This is a genomic window from Bacillus sp. FSL K6-1106 (assembly GCF_038005245.1).
In the GTDB taxonomy this organism is placed as follows: domain Bacteria; phylum Bacillota; class Bacilli; order Bacillales; family Bacillaceae; genus Bacillus; species Bacillus altitudinis.
The window spans coordinates 108,170-123,597 of record NZ_JBBOSV010000002.1 but is presented as its reverse complement, the minus strand read 5'-3'; the positions used below and the strand labels follow the sequence as shown (position 1 = coordinate 123,597).

Annotated in this window: 13 protein-coding genes; 10 read left to right on the top strand and 3 right to left on the bottom strand. The window is 40.8% G+C overall.

The annotated features are described in order from the left end of the window. The first annotated feature begins 105 nt into the window (after positions 1 to 105). From hemE to MHI20_RS15175, 6 genes are all read left to right on the top strand, one after another. Positions 106 to 1,164: a uroporphyrinogen decarboxylase gene (gene hemE, locus MHI20_RS15200; protein WP_073415410.1), complete on the top strand. Its 1,059-nt coding sequence runs from the start codon at positions 106 to 108 to the stop codon at positions 1,162 to 1,164. A gap of 32 nt (positions 1,165 to 1,196) precedes the next feature. Beyond that, a complete protein-coding gene (gene hemH / locus MHI20_RS15195; protein WP_017366949.1) occupies positions 1,197 to 2,135 on the top strand; it encodes a ferrochelatase in 939 nt (312 codons plus the stop codon). A 22-nt stretch (positions 2,136 to 2,157) separates the two neighbouring features. Continuing rightward, positions 2,158 to 3,570 (top strand): protoporphyrinogen oxidase, encoded by a 1,413-nt coding sequence (hemY, locus tag MHI20_RS15190; RefSeq protein ID WP_008348859.1) that lies wholly within the window; start codon positions 2,158 to 2,160, stop codon positions 3,568 to 3,570. 175 nt (positions 3,571 to 3,745) lie between these two features. Further along, positions 3,746 to 4,324 carry a TetR/AcrR family transcriptional regulator gene (locus MHI20_RS15185; protein ID WP_007497184.1) on the top strand — a complete coding sequence of 193 codons (579 nt, stop codon included), beginning with the start codon at positions 3,746 to 3,748 and terminating at the stop codon, positions 4,322 to 4,324. 64 nt (positions 4,325 to 4,388) lie between these two features. Next, positions 4,389 to 6,698 (top strand): YhgE/Pip domain-containing protein, encoded by a 2,310-nt coding sequence (locus MHI20_RS15180; protein ID WP_193804202.1) that lies wholly within the window; start codon positions 4,389 to 4,391, stop codon positions 6,696 to 6,698. A 370-nt stretch (positions 6,699 to 7,068) separates the two neighbouring features. Then, positions 7,069 to 8,118, top strand: coding sequence for a M42 family metallopeptidase (locus MHI20_RS15175; RefSeq protein WP_024720001.1), 1,050 nt, complete (start codon positions 7,069 to 7,071; stop codon positions 8,116 to 8,118). Positions 8,119 to 8,150: 32 nt separating this feature from the next. Here MHI20_RS15175 and MHI20_RS15170 read toward each other — a convergent pair whose 3' ends face one another. Further along, entirely contained in the window at positions 8,151 to 9,440 is a 1,290-nt protein-coding gene (locus MHI20_RS15170; protein ID WP_008348850.1) for a cation:dicarboxylate symporter family transporter, read from the bottom strand. Between the two features lie 339 nt (positions 9,441 to 9,779). Then, entirely contained in the window at positions 9,780 to 9,917 is a 138-nt protein-coding gene (gene yhfH, locus MHI20_RS15165; RefSeq protein ID WP_008359029.1) for a protein YhfH, read from the bottom strand. A gap of 155 nt (positions 9,918 to 10,072) precedes the next feature. Here yhfH and MHI20_RS15160 point away from each other — a divergent pair, with 155 nt between their 5' ends. The 3 genes from MHI20_RS15160 (at position 10,073) to MHI20_RS15150 (ending at position 13,534) form a co-directional block, all read left to right on the top strand. Then, positions 10,073 to 10,816 (top strand): MBL fold metallo-hydrolase, encoded by a 744-nt coding sequence (locus tag MHI20_RS15160; RefSeq protein ID WP_045034874.1) that lies wholly within the window; start codon positions 10,073 to 10,075, stop codon positions 10,814 to 10,816. 2 nt (positions 10,817 to 10,818) lie between these two features. Next, entirely contained in the window at positions 10,819 to 11,808 is a 990-nt protein-coding gene (locus MHI20_RS15155) for a lipoate--protein ligase (RefSeq protein WP_008348846.1), read from the top strand. 172 nt (positions 11,809 to 11,980) lie between these two features. Next, positions 11,981 to 13,534: a fatty acid--CoA ligase family protein gene (locus MHI20_RS15150; protein ID WP_340939519.1), complete on the top strand. Its 1,554-nt coding sequence runs from the start codon at positions 11,981 to 11,983 to the stop codon at positions 13,532 to 13,534. Between the two features lie 15 nt (positions 13,535 to 13,549). Here the strand turns inward: MHI20_RS15150 and MHI20_RS15145 are convergent, their stop codons facing one another. Beyond that, positions 13,550 to 13,966 carry a hypothetical protein gene (locus MHI20_RS15145; RefSeq protein WP_007497192.1) on the bottom strand — a complete coding sequence of 139 codons (417 nt, stop codon included), beginning with the start codon at positions 13,964 to 13,966 and terminating at the stop codon, positions 13,550 to 13,552. Positions 13,967 to 14,143: 177 nt separating this feature from the next. Between MHI20_RS15145 and MHI20_RS15140 the strand changes: the two genes are divergently transcribed. Further along, a complete protein-coding gene (locus MHI20_RS15140) occupies positions 14,144 to 15,427 on the top strand; it encodes a M48 family metallopeptidase (protein ID WP_193804203.1) in 1,284 nt (427 codons plus the stop codon). Position 15,428 lies beyond the last annotated feature (1 nt).

The following is a 15,428-nucleotide window of genomic DNA, read 5'->3' as shown; positions in this document are numbered from 1 at the left end:
CATTGAGCCGCTTTAGTATACCGAGCCTTGAAAAAGCGGTATAGTAAAAGCAGTGTTTGAGCCTTATACAAAGAGAGTGTGAGGCGAAAGGTGGAATGAAAGGTAATGGGAAAAACGAAGGCTTTTAATGACACGTTCTTAAAGGCGTGCAAAGGGGAAAAAACAGACCATGTACCGGTTTGGTATATGAGACAGGCAGGACGCTCGCAGCCTGAATATCGTGCCCTTAAAGAAAAATACGGGCTATTTGAAATTACGCATCAGCCAGAGCTATGTGCTTACGTAACAAGACTTCCTGTAGAACAATATGGTGTAGATGCCGCTATTTTATATAAAGATATTATGACTCCGCTTCCAGCTATTGGAGTGGATGTTGAAATTAAAAATGGAATTGGACCAGTGATTGACTCGCCTATTCGGACAAAGGCAGATATCCAGCGTCTTGGAGAGCTTCATCCTGAAGAAGACCTGCCGTATGTGCTTGATACGATCAAGCTGTTAACAGAGGAGCAGTTGAATGTTCCGCTGATTGGTTTCGCAGGTGCACCTTTTACGATGGCAAGCTATATGATCGAAGGCGGTCCATCTAAAAATTATCATAGAACAAAGGCGCTCATGTACAGTGAGCCAGAGACATGGATGCTTTTGATGAATAAATTAGCCGATATGACGATCACATACATACGCGCTCAGGTAAAAGCAGGCGTCCGAGCATTTCAAATCTTCGACTCTTGGGTTGGCGCTTTAAATGCAGCAGATTACCGGACGTTCATTAAGCCTGTCATGCAGCGTATTTTCACAGAGCTGAAGTCTGAAAACGTACCAATGATTATGTATGGTGTCGGTGCGAGCCATCTGGCCAAAGATTGGCATGACTTGCCGCTTGATGTCGTTGGACTGGATTGGCGTATGAGTATAGACGAAGCGCGAAAAGAAGGCTTAACAAAAACGTTACAAGGAAACCTTGATCCAACGATTTTACTTTCTCCTTGGGAAGTGATTGAAGAAAGAGCAGCAGCGATTTTAGATCAAGGGATGAAATCAGATCAATTCATCTTTAACTTAGGTCACGGGGTATTTCCTGATGTCTCACCAGACACGTTAAAGAAGCTGACAGATTTTATTCACGATTATTCAGCTAAACATAAAAAAACATCCATCTAAATGATTTCAAATGATCTGAAGGAGTGTTGGTTGTGGAGAAAAAGAAAATGGGGCTACTTGTCATGGCATATGGCACCCCATATAAAGAAGAAGACATTGAACGTTACTATACACATATCCGTAGAGGCAGAAAGCCAGAGCCGGAGATGCTGCAAGATTTAAAGGACCGCTACAAGGCAATTGGCGGCATTTCTCCTTTATCAAAAATTACAGAACAGCAGGCAAATGGTTTGTGTGAACATTTGAATGAGATCCAAGACGAGATTGAATTTCATGTATACATTGGGTTAAAACATATTGAGCCTTTCATTGAAGATGCAGTCGCTGACATGCACCGAGATGGCATCACAGAAGCGGTGAGTATTGTCCTTGCACCGCACTTCTCCACATTTAGTGTGAAATCGTATAACAAACGTGCACAAGATGAAGCAGAAAAGCTTGGCCATCTGAACATTACTTCTGTTGAAAGCTGGTACGATGAACCGAAGTTTGTGGACTATTGGGTGAAACAAGTGAAAGAGACGTATGCATCCATGAGTCAGGAAGAAAGAGATTCAGCAGTGCTGATTGTGTCTGCACACAGTCTTCCTGAAAAAATTATTGCAGCAGGGGACCCATACCCTGATCAGCTTGCGCAATCTGCAAAAATGATTGCTGAAGGTGCAGGAATTGAGCATTATGAAATTGGCTGGCAAAGTGAAGGCAATACGCCTGATCCATGGCTTGGACCAGACGTACAGGACCTCACACGTGATCTATTTGAGCAAAAAGGCTATAAAACATTTGTATACGTGCCTGTTGGATTTGTCGCTGATCACCTTGAAGTGTTATACGACAATGATTATGAATGTAAAGTCGTCACGGATGAAATTGGTGCAGCCTACTATCGTCCAGAAATGCCAAATGCGAAACCAGCATTTATTGATGCACTGGCAGCAGTCGTATTAAAGAAGCTTAATGAAAGCAAGTAATCATATAAAAGAAGGCGATCCTATGCATGACAATCAAAAACACCTTGTCATCATTGGCGGTGGCATCACGGGTTTGGCCGCCGCCTTCTATTTGGAAAAGGAAATTGAAGAAAAAGGCCTTCCTATCCAAATATCTCTTATTGAAGCGAGTCCTAGGCTAGGTGGAAAAATTCAAACATTATATAAAGACGGTTATATCATTGAACGTGGACCCGATTCATTTTTAGAAAGAAAGGTCAGTGGACCCCAGCTGGCAAAAGATGTTGGTCTATCTGATCAGCTCGTCAATAATGAAACAGGGCAAGCGTATGTATTAGTCAATGAAACCCTTCATCCGATGCCAAAGGGGGCTGTCATGGGCATTCCAACTCAAATCAGTCCTTTCATTACAACTGGGCTTTTTTCAGTTGCCGGAAAAGCACGTGCAGCGATGGATTTCGTTTTGCCAAAAAGCAAACAGACGGAAGATCAGTCTCTGGGGGAATTTTTTAGAAGACGTGTGGGTGATGAAGTGGTGGAGAATTTAATTGAACCGCTACTATCAGGCATTTATGCTGGTGACATTGATCGCCTGAGCTTAATGTCTACCTTCCCGCAGTTCTATCAAACAGAACAGAAGCATCGCAGTTTGATTCTTGGGATGAAAAAATCACAGCAGCATGCAAAAGCGCAACAAGTGACAGCGAAAAAGCAAGGACAGTTCCAGACAATCAATCAAGGGCTGCAAGCACTTGTTGAAGCGGTCGAAAGTAAACTCAAGCTGACGAAGATTTACAAAGGGACAAAAGTGACCCAGATCGAAAAAGCAGAGGGAGGCTATGGCGTTCAATTAGACAGCGGTCAAACGCTTTTTGCAGATTCTGCCATTGTGACAACTCCTCACCAATCGATCTATTCCATGTTTCCAAAAGAAGCAGGGCTTGAGTACTTGCATGACATGACATCGACTTCTGTTGCAACAGTTGCACTCGGATTTAAAGAAGAGGATGTTCACAATGAATATGATGGTACTGGTTTTGTCATCTCAAGAAATAGTGATTTCTCCATTACAGCATGTACGTGGACAAATAAGAAATGGCCTCACACTGCACCTAAAGGAAAAACATTGCTCCGTGCATACGTTGGGAAAGCTGGCGATGAATCAATTGTCGAACAGTCTGATCATCAAATCGTGAGCATCGTGCTGGAGGATTTGAAGAAAATCATGGATATTAAAGCAGATCCAGAGCTGACGACAGTGACTCGCTGGAAAACAAGCATGCCGCAATATCATGTGGGTCATCAAAAACAGATTTCGACGATGCGAGAAACGTTTAAGCAATCATATCCTGGTATTTATATCACGGGTGCTGCATTTGAAGGTGTTGGGATTCCTGATTGTATTGATCAAGGAAAAGCTGCCATCTCAGAAGCTGTATCTTATCTATTTTCATAAAAAACAAACTCCCTTTTCTGTCATGGAAAGGGAGTTTTTCATGTTCGTATGTTTAGAAAAGAGTGGTGAATAATAAAATTGAACAAAGTTGTTGCATCTGAGGAAAAGGATGTGGTATATTACTTTCTGTACTTAATGACCGAAACGTTCAAATAGTCATTTTGGGAGTGAGATCATGAGTGTTGATAGGAGACAAATGATTTTAGATGGAGCAACAAAGGCATTTACCCAGTTCGGGTATAAAGCCACGACAATGGACCTTGTAGCAAAGCTTGCCAACGTTGGAAAAGGAACGATTTATACTTTTTTCAAAAACAAAGAAGAGCTGTTCGATGAAATTTTCACATCACTGTTAATGGAGATGAGGAAAATTGCAGATGAAGCAATAGATGAGAAGAATAGTTTCTCAGAAAACCTTCATTTAGCACTCTTTGCAATATTAGAATTTCGAAAAAACCACCAGCTTACAATTAAAATCTTTCAGGAAAATGCGGAGCTTGGCACATCAGCAGTGAAAGAAATGATTGAAAAAATGGAGCAGATGATCATTCGCTATATTAAAACAAAAGTAAAAGAAGCGATTGAAAAAGGCGACATTAAGCCCTGTGATCCTGAATTGACGGCATTTGTGATGGTGAAACTATATATTGCACTTATTTTTGACTGGGAAAAGCGATATGAGCCTTTAACAAAAGAAGAGGTCGCTGAATCGCTCGAGCTTTATGTACTAAAAGGACTGTCTGCAACAACATAATTTTTTTTGAGTTCAAATGACCGAATTCTTAATTTAGTCATTCATCAATGGGAGGAAAACAGCAATGAATTTAATTCGGAATCAATGGAAAGACATTGTGACGAGCAAAAAACTACTGATCCCGATTTTAGCTGTCTTATTTATTCCACTGATTTATAGTGGTGTATTTTTAAAAGCTTACTGGGATCCATATGGTACAGTTGATCAATTACCTGTAGCGGTTGTCAACTTGGATGAAGGCAGTCATTATGACGGCAAAACCCTTCAAGTGGGCGATGATTTAGTGAAGGAATTGAAGAAAAACGATAGTTTTAAATGGCATTTTGTTGATAGTGAAGAAAAGGCCATCAAAGGGTTAAATAACGAAGACTATTATCTCGTCGTCGAGATTCCGAAAGATTTCTCGAAAAATGCGAGTACAGTACTAGACAAACATCCGAAAAAATCGAATCTGAAATATTATACGAATCCAGGCGCAAACTATGCTGCGTCTCAAATTGCGAATAACGCCATTATCAAATTAAAAGATTCGGTTTCAAAGGAAGTCACAGAAAATTATGCAGAGGTCATCTTTGATAACTTCAAAACGATTGCAAAAGGATTAGATCAAGCAAGCGATGGAGCGAAGAAAATTGATGACGGAACAAAAAGCGCAAAAGACGGTAGCCAAAAGTTAAAAGACAATCTGGCGAAATTGGCAGAAGGAACGTTAACGTATAGCGAAGGTGTTCATCAGTTTGCAGGAAAAATGGGTGAACTGAACACTGGAATTCAATCTCTTGATAGCGGTCTTGGTCAGCTCTTAACAGGCTATCAAACGATTGATCAGAAATTTGGTGAGCTTGGCACAGGAATTGATACATTGACCGAAGGGTTAAACACAAGCCGTGAAGGACATGAGCAGCTTTCTTCTAAAATGCCGCAATTCACAGCAGGCATTGAGCAGCTGAACAATAAAGCGCAGTCATTTTCAGAAAAAATCGCTGCTGTGGAGAAAGTATTGTCTTCACCTGAATTAGCGAATCTTGAAAAGATGGCGCCTAAGATTGATCAGGTGAAAGAAGATGCAAAAACGTTCAGTACCAAACTTGCTTCTTTAAAAGAAGCATTATCTAATCGAGATGCAAAAGTAAAAAGTATTATTCAAAACAGCTCGATGACAGATGAAGAGAAAAAGGCGGCAATGGATCAGCTAGACAGTCTTCCTAAAATTGAACTGCCTGATTTGTCTGGTCTTGAGCAAAGCTTAGCGGCGCTGCAGGAACTGCCTGACGCAAGTGAAGTTCAGTCTGCGGTTGCATCTGCAAAAGCACAGCTACAGCAAGTCAAGCAGCTGCCAGAGAAAACAGAACAGCTGTATACATCGACAGTCGCCATACAAAATGCGATTGATCAAATGACATCCGGTACGAATAAATTGTATCAAGGTGCACTGAAGCTTCAAACGGGCCAAGGGAAATTACAAGATGGCCTGCAAACAGCAAATGGAAAGCTTGATACAGCGAAAAGTGGTGCGGATAAACTGGCAAATGGTTCAAGCCAGCTTAGTGCAGCATTGAATAAACTAGAAAGTGGATCAGCGAGTATCCAAAGCAACTCATCTAAACTGGCTGAAGGGTCAAAATCCCTTGATAAAGGATTAGGTGACTTAAAAAGTGGAACTGGAAAGCTTTCTGATAAGCTAAAAAGCGCTGCAGATGAAACAGGAGACATTGATGCGGGGCAGGACAACTACAATATGATTGCAAGTCCAGTCAAAACAGAGAATGATACAGCGAAAAAAATTGATAACTATGGAACAGGGCTCACACCATATATTTTATCAATGGGACTCTTTGTTGGAGCTCTTATGCTGACTGTTGTATTCCCAATGAAAGATCCTGCAGGACGCCCTAGAAATGCGTTTGAATGGTTTGTCAGCAAATATAGTGTGCTTTTCTTAGTCGGTATCTTGCAGGCAGTGATTGCAAGCTCCATGCTGATCTTTGGACTTGGACTTGAAGTGGAAAGCCTCTGGCGCTTCTATCTCTTTGCGATCATCGTCAGTCTGACATTCCTAGCGATCATTCAGCTTCTTGCGACGACGATGGGGAACCCAGGACGCTTTATTGCCGTCATTATCTTGGTTCTTCAGCTTGCAGCAAGTGCGGGTACATTCCCGCTTGAGCTTGTACCAAAATTCTTCCAAGTTATTCACAGTCTGCTTCCAATGACGTATACCATCAACGGATTTAGAACGATCATTGCAAGCGGTGATAACAGTTATTTATGGCACCAAGCAGCGATTCTTGGAACAGTAGCCATCATCATGATGGCTGCAACAACAGCATACTTTGCTTGGAACATAAGAAAAATGAAACAAGAAGAAGCTTAATCAAAAAAACCTTTCTCTTTCATGAGACCTTTCTCTTTCATGAGAAAGGTTTTTTATTTCAGATTGTTGACAAAGGGCTAAAATGAACTTTATTTTAGCCCTTTGTCTTCTTTTCAGCGTGATAGAAAACCTTTGAAGTCTAGGAAGGACGAGCACTGGCACAGAGCGAATTAACATTCGTGAGTACCAGCGCGCAGGACTGACACCGAATGCGAGGGTTTGTCTACACGCTGAAACCTTTCTCTTTCATGAGAAAGGTTTTTCTATTAGAAATTAGACATCAGGAACCCGAAGCGATATATTTTAAGAAGGATGCTGAAAAAAGGCATGCTTGGAAAGAATTTCTTTTAGATGAAGGAGGATATGCCGAATGACAACGGAAGTAAATGAAACGATTCAGCTTATTCAAAAGCTTGTGTCGATCCCAAGTCCATCAGGAAATACTGAGAAAGTGATTGGCTTTGTCGAACGTTTTTTACAAGATTTAAATATTGAAACGAAGCGAAATCGAAAAGGTGGATTAATTGCCACCCTAAAAGGAACAGATGACAAGGAACACCGCATGCTGACAGCACATGTCGATACGCTCGGTGCGATGGTCAAAGAAATTAAATCAAATGGCCGGCTGCGTCTTGCACTCATTGGAGGCTTTCAATATAACTCGATAGAAGGCGAGTATTGTGAAATTGAAACAGTAACAGGCCGTACATACACAGGTACCATTCTGATGCATCAAACGTCCGTTCACGTATATGAGGATGCTGGAAAAGCGAAGCGAAATCAAGAAAATATGGAGATTCGCTTAGATGAGAAAGTGAAAAATGCAGACGATGTGCAAGCACTTGGCATTCAAGTAGGAGACTTTATCTCATTTGATCCTAGAGTGGAAGTGACATCTTCAGGTTTTATTAAATCAAGACACCTTGATGATAAGGCAAGTGTGGCGTTGTTGCTGAGATTGATTCACCGCATTCAAACAGAGAACATCACATTGCCGCATACGACACATTTCTTAATTTCAAATAATGAAGAAATCGGATACGGTGGGAACTCGAATATCCCGGAAGAAACGGTGGAATATTTGGCTGTTGATATGGGAGCTATCGGTGACGGTCAATCAACCGATGAATACAGTGTGTCAATATGTGTGAAGGATTCTAGCGGTCCTTATCACTATGGTCTGCGCAAACATTTAGCAGCATTAGCTGAGGCAAATAAGATCGATTACCGCCTTGATATATACCCTTATTATGGTTCAGATGCGTCAGCAGCGATTCGAGCAGGGCATGATATCATTCATGGACTGATTGGACCTGGCATTGACTCTTCGCATGCCTTTGAAAGAACCCATGAAGACTCATTGATTCATACAGCCAATCTTCTGTACCACTATGTTCAAAGCAAATTAATCACAGTATAAAAAAAGAACCCCGATCGCGGGGTTCTTTTTGATTAGCTTGAAAGTTGTGTTGGCTCAGGTACATCTTGTCCAGTCATCACGCGGTGTCCTTTTTCAGGGTCATATTGCCCTTCCCATTTAGACATCACGACAGCTGCAAGTGCATTACCAGTTAAGTTGACAACGGTTCTTGCCATATCCATGATACGATCAACACCTGCAATAAAGGCTAGACCTTCAGCAGGAACACCGATCGTTCCAAGTGTTGCAAGTAATACAACAAAGGATGTACCAGGAACGGCAGCCATTCCTTTTGATGTCACCATCAATACAAGGATTAGTGTGAGCTGCTGTACGATCGTGAGGTCAATGCCATATACCTGCGCTAGGAAAAGCGCCGCAATGGCTTGATACAAGACGGAGCCGTCCAGATTAAACGTATAACCAATTGGGATAACAAAAGAAACAATTCCTTTTGGACACCCGATGCGCTCCATTTTATCCATGACTCTCGGTAAAACTGTTTCAGAGCTGGATGTACTAAAGGCGAGAAGCATTTCGTCTTTCATGTAAGCAAGAAATCTGAAAATATTGACGCCAATCATCTTTCCAATAATTCCGAATACAACGATAAGGAAGAGAGCGAGCGCAAAATAAACAAGACCTACGAGCTTACCTAATGAAACAAGAGATTCAAGACCAAATTTTGATACTGTCACACCAATGAGCGCGAATACACCAAATGGTGCAGCTTTCATCACAACATTGACGACATGGAACATCGCATGTGACACACCTTCAAAGAAGGCGAGCACTGGTTTGCCGCGTTCACCAATCGCTGAAACGCCAAGTGCGAATAATACAGTGAAGAAAATAATCGCAAGCAAATCACCTTCCGCCAATGATTGGAAGAAGTTCGTCGGAACGATATGAAGGAACGTATCAGCAACTGATTTACTGCTTTGTTCTTTTTCCGTTTCAACATACTGGCTAATATCCTGTTTTTCTGTATGTCCAAAGTCAACGCCTGCACCTGGTTGAACAAAGTTTGCAAGCACAAGACCAAGGATGATCGCAAACGTTGTGATAATTTCAAAATAAAGAATGGTTCTAAAACCAAGCTTCCCTACTTTTTTTCCATCACCCGCACCTGCAACACCTAAAATTAAGCTAGATACGACAATCGGAATGACAATCATCTTAATGAGTCGTAAGAAGAAGTCTCCAATTGGTTTTAAATATGTCTCAACACCAGGGTTACCGAAAAAGATCGCACCAACCACGACACCGAGAATAAGACCGATTAGGATTTGAGTAGCTAATCCAAATTTTAATTTTTTCATAGATTTCCTCCCTAACATATTCATTAAAGGAATATTCCCATTATATTAAGTTTTAATATATGAATTAAAGTATAACTAAAATTAAAGAGGTTCGTCCACGATTAAATTATATTAAGAAAATACAAAATTATTTGAAAAAATGGACACTTCGAACCCCCTTCGTTGTTTTGAGTCAATAAAAAGTGCCTTCTGAACTAAAAGTCATCATATGAAAATACTAAAAAACCCTTCTGTAACAAGGGTTTTACCTTTTTACCTATTTTTCAGAAAAAATAAAAAGCACTTTTGACTCCAACTGACGAAGGAGGAAAAAAGTGCTTTTTTGTTCTATTTATTTCCTTATTTAAGATAACTTACTTGTGAGCATTCCTCACATTCATTACCGTAACACTCGTGCTGTTCCATTAAATCATTTCCACATTTTGTGCATTTTTTTGAAGGCAAATTTCTAAAAAACTCAGTGATTTTTCCTAGCATTTGTCATCCTCCAATACGTTTTATTGTTATCATTGTATTATAACAGATTGATAATTGTCAATCTGTTTTGTAACAATAGGCAAGAAGAATGCTTTTTTTATGAAAAATGGGTATATTGTAAGAAGGGGATTTTTTGAAAAGGAGGAAATATGACGATGAAATTAACCGTGATTGGCTGCTACGGAGGATTTCCAGCAGCTGGTGAAGCCACATCAGGTTATCTTTTTGAATCAGATGGTTTTCGTCTGCTTGTTGACTGCGGGAGCGGAGTTCTGTCAAAGCTTCAGCAATACATTGATATAGAAGAACTAGATGCTGTACTCCTTTCTCATTATCATCACGATCATGTTGCAGATATCGGACCTCTCCAATACGCGAAGCTAGTGGGTTATCATTTAGGAAAAAGCAGTGGTCCGCTGACGATCTACGGACATACCGGGGATCAAGCAGCATTTCAGCGGCTCTCTGATGATGTACATACAAAGACAAAACCTTATCACCCGGAAGAGGGCATTCAAATCGGACCATTTCAAATTGATTTTTTGAAAACGGTTCATCCGGCAGAATGCTATGCGATGAGAATTCAGGCAAATGAGGCTGTGGTTGTGTATACAGCTGACTCCAGCTATCAAGATGCATTTATCCCTTTTAGCAAGGATGCAGATTTACTTATTGCCGAAAGCAACTTTTACGCCGGACAAGACGGATCGGGTGCAGGACATATGAACAGCACTGAAGTAGGGAAGCTGGCAAGTGAAGCAAATGTTGGAGAGCTCATCATCACCCATCTGCCTCATTTCGGTCGGCATAAAGACCTAGTCAATGAAGCACAGGCGTTATATACTGGCAATATACAGCTTGCCCAATCAGGGCTTAGATGGAACAAGGAAGGAAGATAGAGATGCTGTTTATCGATAACGAGCAACATTATGACCCAATGATTAATTTAGCAATTGAAGAGTATTGCTTAAAATATTTAGATCCAGAAGAAACGTATTTGCTGTTTTACATCAACCAGCCATCCATTATTATTGGAAAGAACCAAAATACAATAGAAGAAATCAATACAAAATATGTGGAAGACAATGGCATCAAAGTCGTTCGCAGGTTATCTGGCGGTGGTGCAGTTTACCATGACAAAGGAAACTTGAACTTCAGTTTTATTACAAAAGACGATGGGGACAGCTTTCATAACTTTAAAAAATTCACCGAGCCAGTCATCAAAGCGCTTGAAAAGCTTGGCGTCAAAGCGGAATTAAGCGGCAGAAATGACATCATGGCAGATGGGCGTAAAATTTCTGGGAATGCTCAATTTGCTACACGAGGACGTATCTTCAGTCATGGCACCCTATTATTTGATTCAGAAATCGAACATGTTGTCTCGGCATTAAATGTGAAGAAAGAAAAGATCGAATCAAAAGGCATCAAATCCATTAGAAGCAGGGTTGCGAATATTAGTGAACTGATGGATCAAAAGATGACAACAGAAGAATTTAGAAAAATTCTTTTAAGCTATATTTTTGACACGAACGGAGACGTGCCTGAGTATCAGCTGACAGAAAAGGATTGGGAGAAGATTCATGAGATTTCTCGTGATCGATACCAAAAATGGGAATGGAACTACGGCCGTTCACCTAAGTTTAACTTGCAGCACTCTAAGCGTTTTCCAGCTGGATCGATTGATCTTCGATTAGAAGTGAAAAAAGGCATCATTCAAGACTGCAAAATTTTTGGTGACTTCTTCGGTGTAGGAGATATTGCTGATATTGAGAAACGACTCATTGGGCAGCAATATGATCGCAAAACCATTAGTGATGTATTAGAAGACATGGATATGCGCCATTATTTTGGTAACGTATCAAAAGAAGATTTTCTGGATTTGATTTATTAAGCAAGGACAAGCACGGCTAGAGATAGCGGTGCTTTTTCTAATGAAAGAGATGAAAGCGGTTTACATTTGATCTTGTGAATTTTTTCGATTGTCTATTATAATAGAAAGGAGGAATGTTTGGTCATAAAATGAATGGCTATTCATTCATTGATGAAGTATAAGGGGTGGGAGAATGGATTTGATCAAAAATCTTGAGCAGACTGCGATGACCAAGGGAGAGAACGTCGCACTGATCTTTGAAGGGAACAAGTGGACCTATCAAGAACTGATGACAAGTATCGAACGTTTTGCAGATGGTTTAGTGAGCGAAGGGTTTCAAGCGGGAGATCATATCGCGCTGATTTTAGGAAATTCACCGCATTTTGTGATTTCATTTTTTGGTGCATTAAAGGCAGGGCTTGTTGTTGTACCTGTCAATCCAACATATACGCCAAGTGAAATCGGCTATATGCTGGTCACTGGTGATGTAAAAGGGATTGTTGCACCGGATCAGCTTCTGCCGATATACGAGCAGGTGTATGAACAGCTTCCAGCTATTGAACGAGTCATTATTTGTGCACAAAATGAATCTGCGTGCAGGTCAAGTTTAAAAGAAGTATCTGATCGTCTTGTTTTCTTCGGAAAGCTTGTGTCTGGAGATGCGCCGGAAACTGAGCATCCTTCCATACAACCTGACGATACGGCCGTTATTTTATTTACATCTGGCACAACAGGAAAACCAAAAGGGGCAATGCTCACTCATGTTAACCTATATTCAAATGCAAGAGACATTGCGGAGTACCTGTCAATTGATGAGAAGGACAAGGTGATTGCTGCATTGCCGATGTTCCATGTGTTTTGTTTGACCGTCTGTATGAATGCCCCCTTGATTCATGGAGCGACCATCTATGTCCTGCCGCATTTCAGCCCATCAGAGCTTTTACGAATGATGGAGAAAGAAAAACCAACGCTATTTGTTGGTGTTCCAACCATGTATAACTATTTATATCGTCAGGACGGTCATGAGGAAGCGATGAAGTCGGTGAGGATTTGTATATCAGGCGGTGCGTCCATGCCTGTTGCTTTACTTCACGGTTTTGAAGAAAAGTTCGGTGTCACGGTGTTAGAGGGCTATGGATTGTCAGAGGCTTCCCCAGTGACGGCATTCAATCCCCTTGATGGAAAAAGAAAACCAGGTTCAGTCGGAACTGATATTATGAATGTGAAAAATAAGATCGTGAATGAACTTGGAGAGGAAGTTGGACCAAACGAAGTCGGAGAATTGATTGCAAAAGGGCCAAACATTATGAAAGGCTATTATCAAATGCCAGAAGACACAGAAGCAGCACTGAAAGATGGCTGGCTGTACACAGGAGATTTGGCGAGAAGAGATGAAGACGGATATATTTATATCGTCGATCGAAAAAAGGACATGATTCTCGTTGGCGGGTATAATGTCTATCCAAGAGAAGTAGAAGAAGTGCTTTATCAACATGAAGCTGTAGCAGAAGCCGTTGTCATCGGTGTGCCCGATCCAAACACAGGAGAGGCTGTTGTCTGCTACATTTCCCCTAAGAAACATGCTCACATCAATCAAGAAGACATCATCACACATTGTTCATGCTATTTGGCGAAATATAAGCAGCCCCAAACGATCCATTTCATTGATGATATTCCAAAAAACACGACTGGTAAAATTTTAAGAAGAGCGCTAAAGGATAAGTACCAAGCAGAAACAAGTAAATAAAAAAAGAGTCTCTTCTTATGAAGAGGCTCCTTTTTGAATCGCTTCTTGTACCTGTTTTCGAAAGGAATTTGACTGTTTTTGATTTAATTCATAATAGGTGCCGTCTACTAAAAAAACAACTTGAGAGCGGTTGGTCCATAGCTGAAAAGAAGTGCCATTTGTCCGTCCGAACATGACCTTGGCGATATAATCTGGCTTCTTTACATTCTTTTTGAGATGGCTGCTTGTTTGTTTCCCTTTGTTTAATTGTTCAATTAGATCCTCAGTTGTATCTTTATCATCTATTTCATAAGAAATGGACTGGTTCGTCGGTGAAAGCAATAATTTCTCTGCTCGATTTTCATCGAAGATGTCACTTGTCCGGCTGAACACATAAAAGAAGGTAATCAGTAAAAGCCCAAAGATCACAATTCCTGCAAGGATTTTCTTCATGATGAACCTCCAACTCACTTTTTTATAGTTAGTTTCTCCGATTTTTGAACAGCATAATCATTTTTTTCACTCAAGCTTTTTCAGATAGGGCATGCTATGATGGAGCCACATGAGACAGGTTCTAAACAAAAACGTGCGTGATTACAATAGAGAGAGAAATGGAAAGGAGGCTGACCAGTGCGAGTACGCAAATGGGTAGCTCTTGCAACGGTAGCATACATATTGTACGGTCTTTTTATTTATTCTTACTTATTTCTAATGGGGGATTCATCTGTCCCTGACAGTGTGAAAGGGACAAGTGCAGACCCGCATACATTTATGACAAGCCATGAGCTTTTGATCAGTGGAAATTACTCGAACATTCGTAACCTGTTGTACTTTATGACAATTCCTTTAGATTGGTATGTCTTTTTCCTTTTGCTCATTTCAGGGTTTTCAAGGAAATTAGCAGATTGGAGCTTGGCAGCAGCTCGTTTTCACCTTTTGAGCAAACTTGTGTATGTGTTTGTGCTGTCACTTTTGACGATGCTGATCACATTGCCGGTCAAGTGGGTGGGCTACCAGTTGTCCTTGTACTATGGTGTTTCAACACAAAGCACGGCAAGTTGGCTAAAAGACCAAACGCTTGATTTTTGGATTCAATATCCACTGCTTGTTCTATGCGCGATTGTGTTCTTTTGGCTCATTCAAAAGAAAAGGAAATATTGGTGGCTGTATGCTTGGTGTTTAACCGTTCCAGTTACACTGTTTCTCTTCTTTATACAGCCGGTCGTTATTGATCCACTCTACAATGATTTTTACCCATTGAAGGATCAAGCTCTTGAGAAAAAGATATTAACTCTTGCAGAGAAAGCAAACATTCCAGCAGATCATGTATATGAAGTCAACATGTCAGAGAAAACAAACACGATGAATGCTTACGTCACAGGAATTGGTGAAAATAAGCGTATTGTTTTGTGGGATACGACACTTCAAAAGCTGAAAGACCGTGAAATCTTATTTATCATGGCGCATGAGATGGGACATTACGTGATGAAGCATGTGTATATCGGTTTAGCAGGATATTTAGTGCTGTCTCTGGTTGGATTTTTTGCCATTGACCGTTTTTATTTTTCCCTTTACCAAAAAGGCGCTTCTTCATTTCGTCTGAAGGCACCACATGATGTTGCTGCTCTTCCACTTCTGTTGATCATTGTATCTATGCTGTCATTTGTTGCTTCTCCTTTTACAAATGCTGTGTCAAGGCATCAAGAACGTGCAGCTGATGAATACGCCGTGAACTTGACGAAAGATGGAGAGGCGGGGGTGACGTCATTTCAAAAGCTTGCAAAATCAGGGCTTTCCCAAGTCAATCCGCCACTTTTAGTGAAAATCTTCCGCTATGGACACCCGACGATGATGGAGAGAATCATCGATATGGAAAAAGCCGCAAAAAAAGAGGAAACATCGAAAAAGCAATAAA